This window comes from Nocardioides sp., assembly GCF_035481145.1.
Taxonomy (GTDB): domain Bacteria; phylum Actinomycetota; class Actinomycetes; order Propionibacteriales; family Nocardioidaceae; genus Nocardioides.
The window spans coordinates 1-17,758 of the sequence record NZ_DATIHB010000163.1; the positions used below are offsets into that span (position 1 = coordinate 1).

The 17,758-nt window shown below is 68.6% G+C and carries 18 protein-coding genes and 1 riboswitch; of the genes, 15 read left to right on the top strand and 3 right to left on the bottom strand.

Features of this window, described 5'->3' with window-relative positions:
• Positions 1-152: 152 nt before the first annotated feature.
• The 9 genes from VLF38_RS13780 to gcvP all read left to right on the top strand — a co-directional run bounded on the left by VLF38_RS13780 (position 153) and on the right by gcvP (position 8,660).
• Entirely contained in the window at positions 153-485 is a 333-nt protein-coding gene (locus tag VLF38_RS13780; RefSeq protein ID WP_107699697.1) for a small basic family protein, read from the top strand.
• Positions 478-1,224, top strand: coding sequence for a DUF881 domain-containing protein (locus VLF38_RS13785; protein WP_325271813.1), 747 nt, complete (start codon positions 478-480; stop codon positions 1,222-1,224). Before VLF38_RS13780 ends, VLF38_RS13785 begins: the two co-directional genes overlap by 8 nt.
• A 55-nt stretch (positions 1,225-1,279) precedes the next feature.
• Positions 1,280-1,666 (top strand): glycine cleavage system protein GcvH, encoded by a 387-nt coding sequence (gene gcvH, locus VLF38_RS13790; RefSeq protein ID WP_325271814.1) that lies wholly within the window; start codon positions 1,280-1,282, stop codon positions 1,664-1,666.
• 64 nt (positions 1,667-1,730) lie between these two features.
• A complete protein-coding gene (locus tag VLF38_RS13795) occupies positions 1,731-2,222 on the top strand; it encodes an FHA domain-containing protein (RefSeq protein ID WP_325271815.1) in 492 nt (163 codons plus the stop codon).
• A 2-nt stretch (positions 2,223-2,224) separates the two neighbouring features.
• Positions 2,225-2,959: a MerR family transcriptional regulator gene (locus VLF38_RS13800; RefSeq protein WP_325271816.1), complete on the top strand. Its 735-nt coding sequence runs from the start codon at positions 2,225-2,227 to the stop codon at positions 2,957-2,959.
• Between the two features lie 30 nt (positions 2,960-2,989).
• On the top strand, positions 2,990-3,454 hold the full coding sequence (locus VLF38_RS13805; protein ID WP_325271817.1) for a bifunctional nuclease family protein: 465 nt from the start codon (positions 2,990-2,992) through the stop codon (positions 3,452-3,454).
• A gap of 173 nt (positions 3,455-3,627) precedes the next feature.
• On the top strand, positions 3,628-4,215 hold the full coding sequence (locus tag VLF38_RS13810; RefSeq protein WP_325271829.1) for a MerR family transcriptional regulator: 588 nt from the start codon (positions 3,628-3,630) through the stop codon (positions 4,213-4,215).
• A gap of 81 nt (positions 4,216-4,296) precedes the next feature.
• Complete coding sequence (locus VLF38_RS13815; protein ID WP_325271818.1) at positions 4,297-5,568, top strand: low temperature requirement protein A; 1,272 nt, start codon at positions 4,297-4,299, stop codon at positions 5,566-5,568.
• 14 nt (positions 5,569-5,582) lie between these two features.
• Positions 5,583-5,675, top strand: a riboswitch (glycine riboswitch).
• 75 nt (positions 5,676-5,750) lie between these two features.
• On the top strand, positions 5,751-8,660 hold the full coding sequence (gcvP, locus tag VLF38_RS13820) for an aminomethyl-transferring glycine dehydrogenase (protein ID WP_325271819.1): 2,910 nt from the start codon (positions 5,751-5,753) through the stop codon (positions 8,658-8,660).
• Positions 8,661-8,747: 87 nt separating this feature from the next.
• Here the strand turns inward: gcvP and VLF38_RS13825 are convergent, their stop codons facing one another.
• Positions 8,748-9,962, bottom strand: a complete 1,215-nt coding sequence (locus VLF38_RS13825; RefSeq protein ID WP_325271820.1) for a hypothetical protein — start codon at positions 9,960-9,962, stop codon at positions 8,748-8,750.
• A gap of 183 nt (positions 9,963-10,145) precedes the next feature.
• Between VLF38_RS13825 and VLF38_RS13830 the strand changes: the two genes are divergently transcribed.
• Entirely contained in the window at positions 10,146-10,784 is a 639-nt protein-coding gene (locus tag VLF38_RS13830) for a hypothetical protein (protein ID WP_325271821.1), read from the top strand.
• A gap of 30 nt (positions 10,785-10,814) precedes the next feature.
• On the opposite strand, the gene rmuC is transcribed toward VLF38_RS13830, so the two are convergent.
• Complete coding sequence (gene rmuC / locus VLF38_RS13835; protein WP_325271822.1) at positions 10,815-12,191, bottom strand: DNA recombination protein RmuC; 1,377 nt, start codon at positions 12,189-12,191, stop codon at positions 10,815-10,817.
• 78 nt (positions 12,192-12,269) lie between these two features.
• Here rmuC and VLF38_RS13840 point away from each other — a divergent pair, with 78 nt between their 5' ends.
• Entirely contained in the window at positions 12,270-12,710 is a 441-nt protein-coding gene (locus VLF38_RS13840) for an OsmC family protein (RefSeq protein WP_325271823.1), read from the top strand.
• Here VLF38_RS13840 and VLF38_RS13845 read toward each other — a convergent pair.
• Positions 12,694-13,323: a peptidylprolyl isomerase gene (locus VLF38_RS13845; protein ID WP_325271824.1), complete on the bottom strand. Its 630-nt coding sequence runs from the start codon at positions 13,321-13,323 to the stop codon at positions 12,694-12,696. The two genes, VLF38_RS13840 and VLF38_RS13845, sit on opposite strands and share 17 nt — an antisense overlap.
• A 314-nt stretch (positions 13,324-13,637) precedes the next feature.
• On the opposite strand from VLF38_RS13845, the gene VLF38_RS13850 reads away from it, so the two are divergent.
• The 4 genes from VLF38_RS13850 to VLF38_RS13865 all read left to right on the top strand — a co-directional run bounded on the left by VLF38_RS13850 (position 13,638) and on the right by VLF38_RS13865 (position 17,467).
• Positions 13,638-14,768, top strand: a complete 1,131-nt coding sequence (locus VLF38_RS13850; RefSeq protein ID WP_325271825.1) for a tyrosine-type recombinase/integrase — start codon at positions 13,638-13,640, stop codon at positions 14,766-14,768.
• The gene (locus VLF38_RS13855) at positions 14,761-15,114 is read left to right on the top strand and encodes a helix-turn-helix transcriptional regulator (protein WP_325271826.1); all 354 of its coding nucleotides are present in this window, start codon (positions 14,761-14,763) and stop codon (positions 15,112-15,114) included. Before VLF38_RS13850 ends, VLF38_RS13855 begins: the two co-directional genes overlap by 8 nt.
• Positions 15,115-15,335: 221 nt before the next feature.
• The gene (locus VLF38_RS13860; RefSeq protein WP_325271827.1) at positions 15,336-16,571 is read left to right on the top strand and encodes a hypothetical protein; all 1,236 of its coding nucleotides are present in this window, start codon (positions 15,336-15,338) and stop codon (positions 16,569-16,571) included.
• 77 nt (positions 16,572-16,648) lie between these two features.
• Positions 16,649-17,467 carry a phosphotransferase gene (locus tag VLF38_RS13865; RefSeq protein ID WP_325271828.1) on the top strand — a complete coding sequence of 273 codons (819 nt, stop codon included), beginning with the start codon at positions 16,649-16,651 and terminating at the stop codon, positions 17,465-17,467.
• Positions 17,468-17,758: the final 291 nt, after the last annotated feature.

Here is a 17,758-nt window from a genome sequence, read left to right on the forward strand (position 1 = left end):
GGCTCGGGGGTCGCGTTCCTCGGGCTCCGCTCCCGCTACGGCTTCGTCTTCACGATGGACAATGACAACGACGTGCGGCTTTCGGCCGCCGGCCGACCCGACCTCGTGCGCGCCGAGCCGGTGCCGCGACCGACCAACCCGGAGGACACCCCGTGATCGCAGTTTTGGGACTCCTGGCCGGCATCGTCGTCGGTCTGCTGCTCAAGCCGGATGTGCCGGCACCGTTCGTGCCCTACCTCCCGATCGCCGTCGTCGCGGCGCTCGATGCGGTGTTTGGCGCGCTCCGCGCGTACTTCGACGGGATCTTCGACGACAAGGTCTTCGTGGTCTCGTTCGTCAGCAACGTGCTCATCGCCGCGACGATCGTCTTCCTCGGCGACAAGCTCGGGGTCGGCGGTCAGCTCACGACGGGTGTCATCGTCGTCCTGGGCATCCGGATCTTCTCCAACGCAGCCGCGATCCGGAGGCACGTGTTCCATGCCTGAGCCACGCTCCGAAGCGCCCCCCACCGCACGCGACCGGCTCCGTGCCTCCCTCCTCAGCCGTCCCGGCCGCGGGCAGTGGATCGTGGCCGGCCTCCTCTTCACGCTCGGCTTCGCGGGAGCGACGCAGGTGGCGCGCCAGTCCGACGACGACCTTGCCGGCCTTCGGCAGACCGACCTGGTCCGCGCGTTCGACGGTCTCGCCACCAGCACCGAGCGGGCCGAGAAGGAGATCGACCAGCTCCGCAAGGACCGCGACAAGCTCCGCACGAGCACGACCAGCCGCGAGACCGCTGTGAAGCTCGCGCGCCAGGAGGCGACGGCGCTGGGCATCCTCTCGGGGAGCATCTCCGCGCGCGGGTCCGGCGTACGGATCACGATCACCGACCCCGATGGCAAGGTCACGGCTGCGCTGCTCCTCGACATGGTCCAGGAGCTCCGGGCGACCGGAGCCGAGGCGATGGAGTTCAACGACCGCGTGCGTGTCGTGGCGCAGACGTCGTTCGAGGACTCCAGCCACGGGATCCACGTCGGCGGGGAGACCGTCGAGGCGCCGTACGTCATCGACGTGATCGGTGAGCCCGGTGCGCTCGAGGGTGCTCTCGACTTTCCCTCCGGCCCCGTCGAGAGGGTCGAGGAGGCGGGCGGCCAGCTGACCGCTTCGAAGGACGACGAGGTCGTCGTCGATGCCGTCGTGACGGACCGCGCGCCGGAGTTCGCCGAGCCTGACGCCGACCGCTAGCCTGCCCGTAACCCGCCCCGCCCGCACCGCCGGGACCTGATCCGAGGAGCAACCAGTGACCCCCGAAGACCTGAAGTACACCGCCGAGCACGAGTGGGTCCGCACCCCGGGCGATGCGGCTGGTTCGGTGCGGGTCGGCATCACCGACTTCGCCCAGGAGGCCCTCGGCGACATCGTCTACGTCTCGCTTCCCGAGGTCGGTGAGACGGTCCAGGCCGGCGCCGCCATCGGCGAGCTCGAGTCGACGAAGTCCGTCTCCGACGTCTACTGCCCGGTGGCCGGCGAGATCGTGGCCCGCAACGAGGCCCTCGAGGCCACTCCGGAGCTCGTGAACTCCGACCCGTATGGCGAGGGCTGGCTCTTCGAGGTCGTCCCGGCCGACGCGTCGCACGTCGACGGACTTCTCGACGCCGCGGCCTACGAAGCGTCCCTGCAGGGCTGATACGTTGGACGCACACCCTCGACCTCCCGTTGAGGGTGATGCCGGACCAGGGAGGGTGGCAGAGATGCCCTATTGCACGAACTGCGGTCACCAGAACCCCGCCGAGGCGCGGTTCTGCTCCCAGTGCGGCACCCGTCTGGCTCCCGCCGCTGCCGGGGAGTCGGAGAGCGAGACGACGGCGACGATCACCTTCGACGTCGCCGAGCGCGGGCTTGCGCAGGCCGAGTCGGCGGCAGTCGACGCGCTCCCCGAGGGCCAGGCGCTGCTCGTGGTGCAGCGTGGTCCGAGCGCCGGCTCCCGCTTCCTGCTCAACGCCGAGGTGGTCACCGCCGGGCGGCATCCTGACAGCGAGATCTTCCTGGACGACGTGACCGTGTCGCGTCGCCACGCGGAGTTCCGCCGCGAGGGGTCGGCGTACACCGTCACCGACGTGGGGTCGCTCAACGGCACCTACGTCAACCGGGACCGCATCGACTCGGTGACGCTGCAGGACGGCGACGAGGTGCAGATCGGCAAGTACCGTCTGGTCTTCTTCGCCGGCCACGCCGGGGCGTGATCATGGGAGCGATCCCGGAGGCATCCGCGTCAGCGCGGATGAACATCGGGCAGGTCCTCGACCTGCTCCGTGACGACTTCCAGGTGACGATCCCGAAGATCCGGTTCCTGGAGTCCGAGGGCCTGATCAAGCCCGAGCGCACTGCTGCGGGCTACCGGAAGTTCTCGTACGCCGACGTGGCGCGGCTGCGGTACATCCTGCGCATGCAGCGCGACCACTACCTGCCGCTGAAGGTGATCGGCGAGCACCTCGACGCGATCGACAGTGGCGAGGAGCCGCCGCCGATCGCCTCCGTCGTCCCCTCGGTCCCGACGGTCACGCTCGCTGCCGACGGCATGCCGAGTGCGGAGTCCTTCCTGCAGCGCGGCGACACGCGCCTCTCACGCAAGGAGCTGGTGAAGATCGCCTGCATCACCGAGGAGCAGCTCGCCGAGCTCGAGCAGTTCGGGCTCGTGCGTCCGCGCACGGGCACGAACCTGTACGACGACGACGCGCTGCTGATCGCGCGCACCGCCGCGGAGCTGGCCGAGTTCGGCCTGGAGCCGCGCCACCTGCGGGCCTTCAAGGCCGCCGCGGACCGCGAGGTCGGCCTGGTGGAGCAGATGACGGCCCCCGTGCGCAACGGCCGCGACGCGTCGGCCACCGCCCGTGCCGATGAGACCGTGGCAGCGATCGCTGCGCTCTCGGTCCGTCTTCACGCCACGCTGGTCAAGAGCGGTCTGCGCCGCAGCCGCTGATCGCATCCGGTGCGCGGGTAGGGTGAAGGTGTGCGCGAGGTCGACGTCGTCGGAGTGAGGGTCGAGATGCCCTCCAACCAGCCCATCGTGCTCCTGCGCGAGGTGGCGGGGGATCGCTACCTGCCCATCTGGATCGGTGCGGTCGAGGCGACCGCGATCGCCTTCGCCCAGCAGGGCGTCGTGCCCCCGCGTCCGCTGACGCACGACCTGCTCCGCGATGTCATCGCGAGCACCGGCAACACCTTGTCGGAGGTGCGGATCACCTCGATGGAGGAGGGCGTCTTCTACGCCGAGCTGATCTTCGCCTCGGGCATCGAGGTCAGCGCACGCCCGTCGGACTCGATCGCGCTCGCGCTGCGCACGGGTGCGCGCATCGTGTGTGCGGAGGAGGTGCTCGCGGAGGCCGGTCTCGCCGTCCCCGAGGAGCAGGAGGACGAGGTCGAGCGGTTCCGCGAGTTCCTCGACCACGTCACGCCTGAAGACTTTGAGGGCTGACCCTCACCTTCAACTTGAGGGTGAGACACGCCGGGGTGTCGCGTTGACCCGGTGCGGGCTCGGGCCTACCTTGGAGTGTCTTCGTTGTAACTCCACCGCTGTGGTCCACCACCTGCGGACCTTCCCCCGGGAGTTGCGGCATACGGAGCGAGACGACGGAGGTCGACGTGGAGCTGAACGACGGCGTGAAGGACACCGCCGCTGCCGAGCTGGCAGCAGGTGAGGCCGAGGAGCAGGGTCTGCTCTTCACCGATGACGTGTCCCCGCTTCCCCACGACCAGGGCTACCGGGGTCCGACCGCGTGCAACGCGGCCGGCATCACCTACCGCCAGCTCGACTACTGGGCGCGCACCGGCCTGATCGAGCCGAGCGTGCGCGGCGCCTCCGGCTCGGGCACGCAGCGCCTCTACTCCTTCCGCGACATCCTGATCCTGAAGGTCATCAAGCGACTGCTCGACGCGGGCATCTCGCTCCAGCAGATCCGCACCGCCGTGACCCACCTGCGTGAGCGCGGCACCGACGACCTGACGCGCGTGACGCTGATGTCGGACGGCGCCTCGGTCTACGAGTGCACGAGCAACGACGAGGTCATCGACCTGCTCCAGGGCGGCCAGGGCGTCTTCGGCATCGCGATCGGCGGTGTCTGGCGCGAGATCGAGGGCACGCTCTCGGAGCTGCCGAGCGAGCGCGCCGAGGACGGCGCCGCGACGGGCAGTGCCAGCGACGAGCTGGCTGCGCGTCGTGCCCGCAAGATCGGCTGACGCCCCTCCCACGTACTCCGGCAGACGGCCCGCACCCCAGCAGGGGAGCGGGCCGTTCGTCATGTCCTAGTCTTTCCGACCATGGAGCGCACTGAGGAGAACCAGACCGCGACACCGCTCGAGCTCTTCTTCGACCTGGTCTTCGTCTTCGCCCTCACCCAGGTGACGGCGTACATGGCGCATCCGAACGACCACCACGTCTCGCCGTGGCTGGCGATGCTGCAGGGCGTGCTGATGATCGCGCTGTTGTGGTGGGCGTGGGTCAGCTACTCGTGGCTGACCAACCTGGTCCGCGCCGACGAGGGCTTCGTGCGGGTGATCCTGATGGTGGCGATGGTGGCCATGTTCGCCGTCTCGCTCGCCATCCCCGAGGCCTTCTACGACCTGCCCGGGGGGCTGAGCGGACCCTGGGTGCTGCTCGCCTGCTACTTCCTCTTCCGGATCACGCACATCGCACTCTTCTGGTGCTACGCCCGCGACGACCACGGCCTGCGCAGGCAGCTGGTGAAGTTCACCCCGACACTGCTGGTGAGCACGGCGTTGCTCGCCTGGGCGGCGACCAGCCACGACCCGGCCGTACAGACGGCACTCTGGGCGACTGCGCTCGCGGGGGAGTACGTCGGCACCATCCTCGGCGGCTCCCGCGGGTGGCGGCTGCGTTCGGTGGGGCACTTCGCCGAGCGGCACGGCCTGATGGTGATCATCGCGCTCGGTGAGTCGATCGTCGCGATCGGCATCGGTGCCGAGAAGCTCCCCGTCTCCTGGCCGATCCTCGCCGCCAGCGCGCTCGGCCTGGCGCTCGCGGCCGCCCTGTGGTGGATCTACTTCGACGTGACGGCGATCCACGCCGAGCACGCCCTGGCCGAGCAGCCGGACGACGGGCACCGCACGGCGATGGCGCGCGATGCCTACTCCGTCCTGCACCTTCCGCTCATGGTCGGCATCGTCCTGCTGGCGCTCGGTCTCAAGAAGCTGCTCGGCTATGTCGGAGACCCGCACCACCACGACCTCGCCGACCCCCTCAGCGCGTCGGGCCTGGTCGCCCTCTACGGCGGTGTCGGTCTCTACCTCCTCGGACACATCGCCTTCAAGATGCGCACCACGCGCATCCTGAGCCTCCCGCGGTCGGTGACGGTCGGCGCGCTGGCGGTCCTGTTGCTCGTGCTCTGGAGCGCGCCCGCGCTGGCGCAGCTCGGCGGCGTGGTGGCTCTCATCTGGACGCTGGTCGCCTTCGAGACCTGGACGTATGCCGAGCAGCGGCGCGAGGTGCGGCACAGCGGACACGGCCACCAGATGCACGAGGTGACCGACGCGGAGCTGCCGGACGTCGAAGACGGCCCCTCGCTGGGGTAGCCTTTCCACGCTGCTGACACCGCGCGGGAGAGTCTCCGCGTCAGCGGAGCGCCGAAGGGGCAATTCCTCCCCGGAACCTCTCAGGCGCCAGGGACCGTGCGGACTGAGGCAACTCTGAAGGGCCCAGCGCCGGGCGCGACAGAGGGGGAGGCGACGCCGACCCGTCCCACGGGACGCTTCTGATGGAGATCGCCTTGACCGACCTGCCCAGCCTGCACGACCTCGACGCAGCGCTTCCCTTCGTCGACCGTCACATCGGCCTCGCGCCGTCCGACATCGACACGATGCTCGCGACGCTCGGCCACGACTCGCTCGAGTCCCTGATGGACGCCGCCGTTCCGGCCGGCATCCGGCCCGCCTCCGAGCTGAAGCTCCCGGCACCGATGACGGAGGCTCAGGTCGGCGCGCTCGCTCGCGAGCTGGCCGGCCTCAACTTCCCGGGTGAGCCGCTGATCGGCCTCGGCTACCACGCGACCATCACGCCGCCGGTCATCCGGCGCAACGTGCTCGAGGACCCGTCCTGGTACACCGCGTACACGCCGTACCAGCCGGAGATCTCGCAGGGCCGCCTCGAGGCGCTGATCAACTTCCAGACGATGGTCGGCGACCTGGCCGGCCTGCCGATCGCGAACTCCTCGCTCCTCGACGAGGGCACCGCGGCCGCGGAGGCGATGACGCTCGTACGCCGCGCCAACCGCAAGGCCGAGGGCCCGTTCGTCGTCGACGCCGACGCGCTGCCGCAGACGATCGAGGTCGTGCGCACCCGCGCCGAGGCGATGGGGATCGAGGTGGTCGTCGCAGACCTCTCGCAGGGCCTGCCTGCCGAGCTGTCGGGCGGCAAGGTCTGCGGCACGCTGATCCAGTACCCCGGTGCCTCCGGTGCCGTCCGCGACCCACGTGCCGCCATCGACGCGACGCACGCGCACGGAGGCCTCGCCGTCGTCGCCGCCGACCTGCTCGCGCTCACGCTGCTCGAGGCGCCCGGGGCCCTCGGGGCGGACGTCGTCGTCGGTTCCTCGCAGCGCTTCGGCGTTCCGCTGTTCTACGGCGGCCCGCACGCGGGCTTCATGGCGGTGTCGAAGGGTCTGGAGCGTCACATGCCCGGCCGTCTCGTCGGCGTCTCGATCGACAGCGAGGGCCGTCCGGCGTACCGGCTGGCCCTCGGCACGCGCGAGCAGCACATCCGCCGCGAGAAGGCGACCTCCAACATCTGCACCGCGCAGGTCCTGCTCGCGGTGGCCGCCTCGATGTACGCCGTCTACCACGGCCCCGCGGGACTGACTGCGATCGCGACGCGCACCCACCGCTACGCCGCGGTGATCGCCGCCGGCCTGAAGTCGCTGGGCTACGCGCTGGGCTCGGAGACCTTCTTCGACACCCTGACGGTGGCCGCTCCGGGCCGGGCCGAGGCTATCGTCGCCGCAGCGCGCGCCGCCGGACTCCACCTTCGGCTGGTCGACGCCGACACGGTCGGGCTCTCGACCTCCGAGGCGACCACGCACGAGACGGTGGAGAAGGTCCTGGCTGCCTTCGGCCCGACCGTCGAGGGCACCACCGAGCTCGACCTCGACGAGCTCGACCGCACCACGCCGTCCGCGCTGCCGGTCGAGCTCGCGCGCCAGACGGCATTCCTCACCCACGAGGTCTTCCACACGCACCGCAGCGAGACGCAGATGCTGCGCTACCTGGCGAAGCTGTCGGGCCGTGACTACGCCCTCGACAAGGGCATGATCCCGCTCGGCTCGTGCACAATGAAGCTCAACGCCACCACGGAGATGGAGCCGATCTCGCTGCCGGGCTTCGCCGACCTGCACCCGTTCGTGCCGGCCGCCGACGCCCAGGGCTACCACCGCCTCGTCGCCGAGCTCGAGGGCTGGCTGGCCGAGGTCACCGGCTACGCCGCGGTCTCGATCCAGCCCAACGCGGGCTCCCAGGGCGAGCTCGCCGGACTCCTGGCGATCCGGGCCTACCACCTCGCGAACGGCGACACCCACCGCGACGTCTGCCTGATGCCCGCCTCTGCTCACGGGACCAACGCCGCGTCCGCGGTGATGGCCGGCATGCGCGTCGTGGTCGTGAAGTCCAACGACGACGGCACGGTCGACCTCGACGACCTGCAGAAGCAGTGCGACGAGCACTCCAACGACCTCGCCGCGATCATGGTCACCTACCCATCGACGCACGGCGTCTACGAGGAGGGCATCACGCAGCTCTGCGAGATCGTGCACTCGCACGGCGGCCAGGTCTACGTCGACGGCGCGAACCTCAACGCCCTGCTCGGCCACGCGCGCCCGGGCGAGTTCGGTGGCGACGTCTCACACCTGAACCTCCACAAGACGTTCTGCATCCCGCACGGTGGTGGCGGCCCCGGTGTGGGGCCCGTCGCGGTCGGCGCCCACCTGGCGCCGTACCTCCCGACGCACGAGCAGCACCCCGACGCTGCCAAGCGCGCGGGCATCGGTGCGATCAGCGCTGCGCCGTACGGCTCGGCGGGCATCCTGCCGATCTCGTGGGCGTACGTCCGGCTCATGGGTGCTGCGGGCCTGACGAAGGCGACCGCGACGGCGGTGCTGTCGGCCAACTACGTGGCTGCACGCCTGGAGGAGCACTACCCGGTGCTCTACAAGGGTGAGAACGGCCTGGTCGCCCACGAGTGCATCCTCGACCTCCGCGCTCTCTCACGAGAGAGCGGCGTGACCGTGGACGACGTGGCCAAGCGGCTCATCGACTACGGCTTCCACGCGCCGACGATGTCATTCCCGGTCGCCGGCACGCTGATGGTGGAGCCGACCGAGTCCGAGGACCTGCCCGAGCTCGACCGTTTCATCGACGCCATGGTCGCGATCCGCGCCGAGATCGCGAAGGTGCAGGCGGGGGAGTGGAGCCACGACGACAGCCCCCTGGCCCGCGCGCCCCACACGTCCCGCTCGATCGTCGGCGAGTGGGACCGTCCCTACTCCCGCGAGGTCGGCGTCTTCCCGACCGGGATCGACCCCGACAAGTACTGGCCGCCGGTGGGTCGTGTCGACAACGCGTACGGCGACCGGAACCTGGTCTGCGCCTGCCCGCCGCCGGAGGCCTTCGCCGACTGAGGCGCCGAGGCGGCTCGGACCTGCAGCCAGAATGCCTCGAAGCGGCGCAAACCCGCACAGGTTTGCGCCGCTTCGGCGTTCACAGGGTCAGTTGAGGAGCATGTTCGGCTCACCGCTGGCGTTGACGCCGTTGGCTCCCCGGACGCAGGTGCCGCTGCGCGGGGCACCGCTGTTCCACGCCTGGCGCAGGCAGTTGCGCAGGGCGAGCTGGCCCCAGTAGTTCGGGTGCAGCGACTCCTGGATGTAGTAGTTGCCGGTCGCGGTCGCGGTGCGGATGGTGTTCACCCACTCGGTCTTGTCGACCGCGCCCGTGCTCCGCCAGGTGCTCAGGCCCTTCTCCTCGTAGAGGCCGACGGTGTTCTCGCAGAGCCGGCGTCCGTTGAAGGCGCTGCTGAGGTTGAGCGTCTTCACATTGGTCATGCCAGTGTCGGTGATCGCGCCCGTGATCGTGTTGTTGATCGTCGGCAGGATCGTGCCGTTGGCGTAGTCGGCGTCGGCGTTCCAGAAGCCACAGCCTCCCGTGTTCTGCCGCGTGTAGCCCGACTCCGTATAGCGGAACGCCGAACCGGCCGGCAGCGGGGACTCGTAGTTCTGCACCAGCAGCGTCCAGGTGCCGTCGGCGTACCCCGCGTTGCGCATGGCGGTGCGGACGTTGAGCAGCGCGTTCTTGATGTTCGTCCGCTGCGTGGCGATGTTGCTGGCGCTCATTGCGTTGACGACGACGCTGTCGTCCTTGCAGTAGTCCTTCCACCAGGACGGGGAGGCAAGGAAGTCGCTGACGCACTGCTGCACGATGGCACCGAAGTTGAAGTCGTTGCCGCCGATCGACAGTGACACCATCTTCACGTTGTGGCTGGTGGCGAACTCCTGCAGCATCAGCGCCTGACCCTTGCCACGGGTGCCGTTGTAGAAGTCGAGGCCGGGCTTGAAGTAGCCGCTGCCGTCGCTCGGGACGGTGCCGGTCTTGGCGCCCGAGCAGGCGAGGTTGAGGCCGTTGACGCCGCCTCCCACGTAGACCTGCGCTGCCGTCGAGCGGTGGCAGCGGTTGATCGTCTCCGCGGTGCGCGTCGCGTTGTCGAAGTACGTCGCGGCGCCGCCGGCGTCGTGGATCGGCTCGCCGTTGTTGGTGTTGCCGGCCCAACGACCGGCCTCACCCGAGATGTAGGAGTCGCCGACGGAGACGACCCACGGCGTGCCGACACCGGGGCCATCAGCGAGCGCGGGGGAGGGGATGGCCGTGACGCCGGCCAGAAGGGCGGCGCCGGTGCCGACGGCACCCACGACTGCTCGGGTCAGACGCATGAACTCTCCTCGGTGTGACGTAGACAACATCCGGAAGATACTGGTGAGTAACCCCAGAGCGGAAGAGGTTGGACGTCCGATCTTTTGTCTGGGCGTTTTCCGTGCATTCGGCACAGGTGAGTGGTCTGCTCCCTCTATCCTGCAAGGGGCAACAGGGTCGGGAGATGGGGAGCTGCGACAACGGTGGACGAGAAGCGTTGTGAGTGGTGTGGCACGTTGTCGCCGGCAGGCACGGAGAAGTGCACGCTCTGCCGGATCCCGTTCGGCGCGCCGGTCCCGCCACCCCAAGACTGGAGCCACCTGACCGGCAACATCCCGGTCATCACGGCGCCGCTCCTGGAGGCCCCTGCCGCTCCTGCCGTCCCCGCGGAGGCGCCGGTGGTCCCGCAGCAGGTGCAGCGCGAGCCGCTCGTCCAGCAACCGGTGCACGCGCATCGAACGGGCTCCTCCGAAGCAGATCAGCCGGGGGATCCGGCGCAGCCTGTGGTGGCAGCCCCGTTCGCGAGCGGGCTCCTTGCTCCCGCCGCGCCGGCAGCGGGGGAGGTCGTGCCCACGGTCGGTGAGATGGTTGTTGCCGTGGCGCGCCCCGTGCCGCAGACGGACGCGACCGAGATCCCCGGCTGGAGGGCACCGGACGACCCGACGCTCCGTGTCTTCGCCGACCGTTTGCAGGAGCGCGAGCGTCGTAGCCGCGGTGGCACTGCGGCGCGCCGCGCCCGCCGGCGTCGCCGTCAGCTGGTCCGGTTGATGGTGTGGGCCGTCGCGGTCGGCCTGATCGCTGCGGTCGTCATCCTCGCGCCGGCGCGCCTGCCGTCCTTCTGACGCCGGCCTGCGCTGCCTCGGCGCCGCCGGTCAGCCGGCGGCCGAGTCGTCGTCCACGATCTCGGCATCAATGGCCTCGAAGTGCAGCGGTAGCGCGTCACGATCGACTTCGCGGAGTGCCTCGAAGTCAGCGGCCACGATCCGCCGCGGTGTCTTCTCGATCAGGGCGGGGGTCGCCAGCAGCTTGGCCTCGTCGACCTGGTCCAGCTTGCGGGCCGTGACCAGCACGCGGGACTCGAGGGAGCTCGCGAACGAGTTGTAGTGGTTGACCGCGCCCTCGAGGGAGCTGCGCATCTTCTCCGCGTGGCCGGCGAGCGTGCAGATCCGGCGGTAGAGCTCCTGGCCGAGGTCGAAGAGGTGCTTGGCGTCCTCGGTGAGGACGTCCTGTCGCCAGGTGTAGGCCACCGTCTTGAGGACCGCCCACAGGTTGGCGGGAGTGGCAAGGACGACACCCTTGGAGAATGCATACTCCATAAGCGACGGATCGACCTCGAGCGCGGCCGTGAGCAGCTGCTCGTTGGGGATGAAGGCGATGGTGAACTCCGGGCTCGCGGCGAGACCGGTCCAGTAGGTCTTGCCGGAGAGGGCGTCGACATGGCCTCGGATCTTGCGGGCGTGGTCGACCAGGAGCCGCTGACGCTCGTCCGGGTCGGAGGAAGCCCGGAACGCCGCCACGAAAGCGGTGTACGGCGCCTTGGCGTCGACGGCCATCTGCTTGCCACCGGGGAGGTTGACGACCATGTCGGGCCGGCGCGCCCCTGAGTCGGCGGTGATCGACGCCTGGGTCGTGAAATCGACGCGGGCGAGCAGGCCTGCGGACTCGACGAGGGTCTTGAGCTGGGTCTCTCCCCAGTAGCCGCGCGTGGCGTTGTTGCCCAGCGCGGAGGCCAGCGTGTCGGCCGCCTTGCGCGACTCCTCGGCCGTGCGCCGCGTGGTGCGCAGCTGCTCGGCCAGCTCGCCGTGCTGCAGCGAGCGCTGGCGCTCGAGATCGTCGACCTTGCGCTGCATCGCCTGCAGTTGCTGGGCGACCGGCGTGAGGGTCTTGAGGACCTGGGTCTGGCCGGCCTCCGCCCGCTCACGCTCAGCCTGCTCGCGCCGGTGCGCCTCGACCATCGTCTGGTGGTCGGAGCGAGCCGTGGCGAGGCTCTGCTGCAGGCTGGCGACCGCCTCGCGCAGACCGGTGACCGTCGCCTCCGCATGGGCGACATCGGCCTGCAGCACCGCGCGCGCTTCGGCCTCCTCCTGCCGGACAGAGGCGATCTCGGCACGGTGGCGCGCAGCGGTGACCTCAGGGTCCTCGAAGGAGGGGAGCGCGGGCGGCACGGTGTCGGCCTGGCGCAGCCGGGCTGCGAGCCAGCCGAGAGCCGCGCCGAGAAGAAGACCGAGAAGCACACCAAGGAGAAGCATGGCTCCATCCAAACAGCGACCACCGACAGAACCTGCGACCCACGCCGCAGACGGGCGGGTCGGCGTACTGTCGCGCCCATGGGCGACACGCACCGCGAGGTACATCTGGAGAAGATCGGCCCGGCGCGCTTCCGGGCGACCAACGAGCGCGGGGGAGTGGTCACCCTCGGCAACGGGGACGACCCTGACTTCACGCCGGTCGAGCTCCTGCTCGCGGCCCTCGCAGGCTGTGGAGCGGTGACCATCGATCCGATCACCGCGCGCAGGGCCGCCGCCACGACCTTCCGCGCCGTCGCGACGGGGGAGAAGGAGCGCGACGAGACCGGCACGCGCATGGGACAGCTGACCGTGACGTTCGAGATCGAGTTCCCCGAGGGGCCGGACGGTGACGCCGCACGGGCGATCCTGCCGTCCACCGTCGAGCGCACGCACGACCGCTGGTGCACGGTCAGCCGCACCGTCGAGGCCGGAGCCCCTGTGGTGATGCAGCTGAAGGAGGCGGCTACTTCACCGACGTGATGTCGACCGCGGGCGCGGGAGCCGTGCCGTCAGGACCGTTGCCGCCTGCGTTGATCTTCTCGAGGACCTTCAGACCAGCGGGGTCGACCTTGCCGAAGACGGTGTATGCCGGGTCCAGCGGGTAGTCGGCGACCATCATGAAGAACTGGGAACCGTTGGTGTCGGCCCCGGAGTTGGCCATCGCCAGGGTGCCCAGGGGGTAGGTCTCCTCGCCGGACAGCTCGTCATCGAAGGAGTAGCCCGGGCCGCCCATGCCGGAGGCGGAGGGATCGCCGCACTGGATCATGAAGTCGTTGATGAAGCGGTGGCACGTGGTGCCGTCGTAGTAGCCCTGCTTGGCCAGCGAGACGAAGGAGTTGACCGTGCACGGTGCGGCATCCGCGTCGAGCGTCACGGGGATCGCGCCACGGCTCGTCGTGATCGTCAGCTGCTGGGGCCCCTTGACCGTCGGCTCACCCTCGGGAAGGTCAGCGGACTTCGCGGCGTCGCCTGACGCGGAGTAGGTGCACGCGGCATCGGGTTGTGTGCCCGGTGCTGCCTCCTGGTTGTTGCTGCACGCGGCGAGTGCAGGGACGAGGAGGAGGCTCGCGGCGACAGCGGGTCGGATCAGCATGCGGCGACTGTAGCGAGTCGCCCGGAGCGGGTCGGTGCGTCGTGCACGTAGCGGGTACGGGGGAGGTTGGTGCGCTCCCGACTGCCGGATCGTCCCCGCGCATAATGACATAATGTCCATTATCGGATCGAAACCAACGGGAGTTGAAGTAGATGCGAGAACTCCCGTTCCACGTCGATTCCGGCGTCTGCGCAGGTCAGCGCTCTGATGGCACTTCGCTCAGAACGCTTCTGACAGAACTGCTCTAGCGCATCAGCGCAGGTCGGCGTACGTTCCTTGCATTAGATGCAGGATTCCGCTCTTGCGAGGTGCCAATGGAACCGTCAGCGCCCGGCTTCGTGCCCAGGTTTCTGCGGGACGCCACGGTCGGGCTGTTCCGAGCCGATGAGCGCGTCTTTGAGGCCATGCTCGACGGCTGGAGCTCGCAGATGCTGGCCCGTGGCCTGCAAGTCGCGACGATCAAGAGCCGGATCGGCATCCTGACGCGATTCCAGCGCTACGCGGCCGAGTTTCCCTGGACCTGGAAGGCCGTCGACCTGGACGACTTCATGGCCGAGCGGCGCTCTGGCGCCAGGCCCATCACGCTCAACACGCTGCGGGCCGAGAGCAACGCCATCGCGATGTTCTGCTCGTATCTAACAAATCCCGCATACGGCTGGGTCGAATTCTGTCAGCGGCAATTCGGCAGCATCCCGAACCAGATCTGCTTCGACTGGAACACGCCGCGCCACACGACCGACGATGCCGTACCGACCACCCGACGCTCATTCACGCGCGATGAGCTCGAGCATCTGTTCGGCCATCTTGACGATGCCGTGGACGCCGCGCGGGCGGTCGGCAGCAAGCGCTGGCTCCCCCTGTTTCGCGACTCCATCGCCTTCAAATTCTGCTACGCCTATGGCCTGCGCCGCCGCGAGCTGACGATGCTCGATCTGCACGACTTCGGCCCGAACCCGCACGTGCCCGACTACGGGATGTTCGGCGCGCTGACTGTGCGCTGGGCCAAGGGAACCGCCGGCTCTGGCCCACGGCGACGCACGGTTCTGACCGTGCCCAGGTTCGACTGGTCGGTCGGAATGATGCAGATGTGGACCGGCCCACGGGGCAGGTCACTGTTCGCGACCGCCGATCGATCCGCAGCACTGTGGCCGAGCGAGCGCTCCGGCCGCGTGACAGTCGGCGCGATGGGCGATTCCTTCGCCGCGGCGCGCGACGCAGCGGAACTCCCCGAAGAACTCGGGCTCCACTGCCTGCGGCATTCCTACGTCACGCACCTGATCGAGGCTGGCTACGACCCTGCCTTCATCCAGACCCAGGTCGGCCATTCGTACGCCTCGACCACCAGCCTGTACACGTCGGTTTCAGCGGACTTCAAGCAGAAGACGGTCCAGCAGATGATCACGCGTCGCATCGCGACCCAGGCGAAGGACGAGACCCATGTCTGAACAACGCCGCATCGGCTACCGATGGAACCTGCGGACGGTCATGGCGCAGCGAAACCTGTGGAAGACCACGGAACTGATGCCGCTTCTCAGGTCCCGCGGCATCAACCTGTCCGAGAGCCAGGTCTACCGGCTGGTCACCAGCACCCCTGAACGGATTCCTGCGCGAACCTTCGCGGCTCTCTGCGACATCCTCGACTGCTCACCCAACGAGCTCTTCGAGCCGTACGTCGAGATGCGGGCGGCGGCATCCGCCAACGCGCCGCGGCGCAGTGAGGATCTTGGTCTGAAACCCGGTGACCCGGTCGCGTATCGGATCCGGCTGCTCAGCGACGACGAAGAATCCTGAGGATGGCGCGCCCCCGGAAGGCCGGCGACAAGACCCGCTGGCCCGAACCTTGCGTGCGCTGCGGCGAACATCATCCGACGGCGGCCTGGTGGCCTGACGGACCGATCTGCGGCTATTGCTATCAGCAAGCCAAACGCACCCGAGGAACATGTGCGTGCGGACACGAAGGCGTGTTACCAGGGCGACTGCATGACCAACCGGCATGCCGCGCATGTTCCGGCGTGCGCCTCAACATCGACTGCCAACGCTGCGGAGCCGAAGACGAGCTGTATGACAGCGGTCGATGCTGGACCTGCGTCCTGGAAGACGACGTCGACCGCCTCCTGACCAACCCGGACACCGGGACGATCGCCAAGGAGTTGGCCCCGATGGCGACGGCGTTGAAGTCGATGAAGCGCTCAAACAGCGGCGTCACCTGGATCCGTCAGAAGCACGTCACCGCGCTTCTGCAGGAACTGGCGGTCACCCCAAAGGTGACCCATGCACAACTGGACGCCCTGCCGAACTCGCGAACTCGAGAGTTCGTCCGCGGACTGCTCGTCGCGCATGGCTCACTTCCCCGCCGCGATGTCTACCTAGCCCGCTACAAGGCCTGGGCAACAGAAGCACTCAATCGCGTCGACGACCAACGCAACCGCGACGTCATCGCCCAGTACATCCAGGCGGCGCACATCCGCCGCATGAAGCAGCAGGCCGGCCCCGTTGCCCACGGAACCTTCCTCCGGAGCAAGCAGACCGTCACTGTGGCAATCGATCTCGTGAACTGGCTCAGCGACCACTGCATCGAACTCCACGAACTCGAGCAGGAACACCTCGATGCATGGGTCAACGACGGCACCACCACCCGACTGATGGGCGTCCGCTTCCTTTCGTGGGCGATAAAGACCGAACTCGTTGCTCCTCATCTGGACATTCGTGCTCACCGCCGTGGCACGAGCCCGCGCATGTCCGCCGACGAGCAGCAGGCCGTCGTAGAACGGGTCGTACACACAGAGGAGCTGCACCCACGAGACCGCGCCGCAGCCATCCTGGTCCTCGTCTTCGGCCAGCAGATCGAACACGTCGCTGGCCTGACGTGGGATCACGTGAAGATCTCCGACGACATCGTGACCGTCCGCGTCGGCGCAATCGATATCGCACTGCCCGACCCACTCGACCAGCCATGGCGTTTCCTGGCGGCCAACCCTGGCCACGACCTGACCGCTGCGCACCCGGTCAGCAACTGGGTGTTCCGGGGCTACTCCCCCGGCCAGCACATCAACCCAGCACAGCTGCGTCACCGGCTGAAGGTCGTCTTTGGCACACGGGCGGCTCGACTCGGGACGCTGCACGAACTCACCAAGCTTGCGCCGGTCGCGATCATCGCTGAGGCGCTCGGCTACCACCCGGCGACGATCGAGAAGCACGCCACGGACTCCGCCGTGGCCTATTCCCAGTACATTGCCGCAATTCGATGACGACTTGATCCGAACCAATCTGCCGAGATCCGCTCGCGCCTTCCCTGTTCCGGTAGCCCCCGTGCGATGCTCGTCGAATGGCCGATGAAGAGTTGCTCGTTGGCGGCAACACGACCGTCGTCACACGCGTAGGCGATACCGTGCGCCGACCTAGCGGAGCGTGGACACCGGCCGTGCATGACCTGCTCAACCATCTGCAGGCGATCGGCTTTGCGGGCTCGCCGCGTGTCCTCGGCGTTGACGAGTCGGGCAGAGAGGTCCTTGAATTCGTGCCCGGCGAGGTCGGCACGTTGTCGCCGTCGGCGCCGCTACCCACGTCTTTTCGGACCGCGGAGATTTGCTGGGCGATCGGTCGGTGGATCCGTGACTTCCAAGGAGCCCAAGCCGGGCTCGTGGTGGACCCGTCGAAGCCGTGGCGCCGCGCCCCCGGAACCGTGTTGGAGCCCGATCAGGTGATCGTTCATCACGACGTGTCCCCGTACAACACCGTGCGACGAGCCGATGATTCGTTGGTAGTGCTCGACTGGGATTTCGCTCGGCCAGGCCACCCACTTGAGGACGTGGCCTGGGCTGCATGGCGATGGGCTCCGTTGATGGCTGGAACTTGGTGGCACGCGGAGTACGGCATCGACGTTGATGAGAGCGTGACGAGGCGGCAGCGCGAGAACCTCGGCGCCCTGCTCGATGGCTACAACGCCTCGGCGCAGGATCGCGCCGCGCTCGGCGGTGCCATCGCCGAGCAGATGGTGCGCCACGCAGCGGACCTCGAAGAGATGGCCCAGCACGATGCAGCGTTCGCAGAACTCATCGAACGCGACTACGCACGAGCCGCCCGCGCCGACGCTGCATGGTGGGCGAGCAGCTCGCTTCGGGCGACGCTCTCCGGTGACCACTGAGCCCGATCGCTGCCGTTGGGACGCGGTTTGCAACCCGACCGCTTCTGCCGCGATTAGTTCCTTCCTGCCGAGTTCCGGGTGGTTCCGGCACGGGTGCAAAGCGGCGCCCGAGGCGCGAGAATGCGAACATGCGAAGCCAAGCCGCACGCGATCAGCAGACGATCACCATCGCAACCGCGTTGGGGCTCACCGTGGTCATCTTGGTGGTCGGCGGCCTGCTGCTTGCGTTGGCGAACGTCGTCGGCGACGTGCCGGATCGCGCCAACTCGGTCCTCGCCTTCGCGACGGCTG

Coding starts and splice junctions, on each gene's coding strand:
- VLF38_RS13785 (WP_325271813.1), top strand. CDS start 478: ATGCCTGAGCCACGCTCCGAAGCGCCCCCCACCGCACGCGACCGGCTC.
- VLF38_RS13795 (WP_325271815.1), top strand. CDS start 1,731: ATGCCCTATTGCACGAACTGCGGTCACCAGAACCCCGCCGAGGCGCGG.
- VLF38_RS13800 (WP_325271816.1), top strand. CDS start 2,225: ATGGGAGCGATCCCGGAGGCATCCGCGTCAGCGCGGATGAACATCGGG.
- VLF38_RS13815 (WP_325271818.1), top strand. CDS start 4,297: ATGGAGCGCACTGAGGAGAACCAGACCGCGACACCGCTCGAGCTCTTC.
- gcvP (WP_325271819.1), top strand. CDS start 5,751: ATGGAGATCGCCTTGACCGACCTGCCCAGCCTGCACGACCTCGACGCA.
- VLF38_RS13825 (WP_325271820.1), bottom strand. CDS start 9,962: ATGCGTCTGACCCGAGCAGTCGTGGGTGCCGTCGGCACCGGCGCCGCC.
- rmuC (WP_325271822.1), bottom strand. CDS start 12,191: ATGCTTCTCCTTGGTGTGCTTCTCGGTCTTCTTCTCGGCGCGGCTCTC.
- VLF38_RS13840 (WP_325271823.1), top strand. CDS start 12,270: ATGGGCGACACGCACCGCGAGGTACATCTGGAGAAGATCGGCCCGGCG.
- VLF38_RS13845 (WP_325271824.1), bottom strand. CDS start 13,323: ATGCTGATCCGACCCGCTGTCGCCGCGAGCCTCCTCCTCGTCCCTGCA.
- VLF38_RS13850 (WP_325271825.1), top strand. CDS start 13,638: ATGGAACCGTCAGCGCCCGGCTTCGTGCCCAGGTTTCTGCGGGACGCC.
- VLF38_RS13855 (WP_325271826.1), top strand. CDS start 14,761: ATGTCTGAACAACGCCGCATCGGCTACCGATGGAACCTGCGGACGGTC.
- VLF38_RS13865 (WP_325271828.1), top strand. CDS start 16,649: ATGGCCGATGAAGAGTTGCTCGTTGGCGGCAACACGACCGTCGTCACA.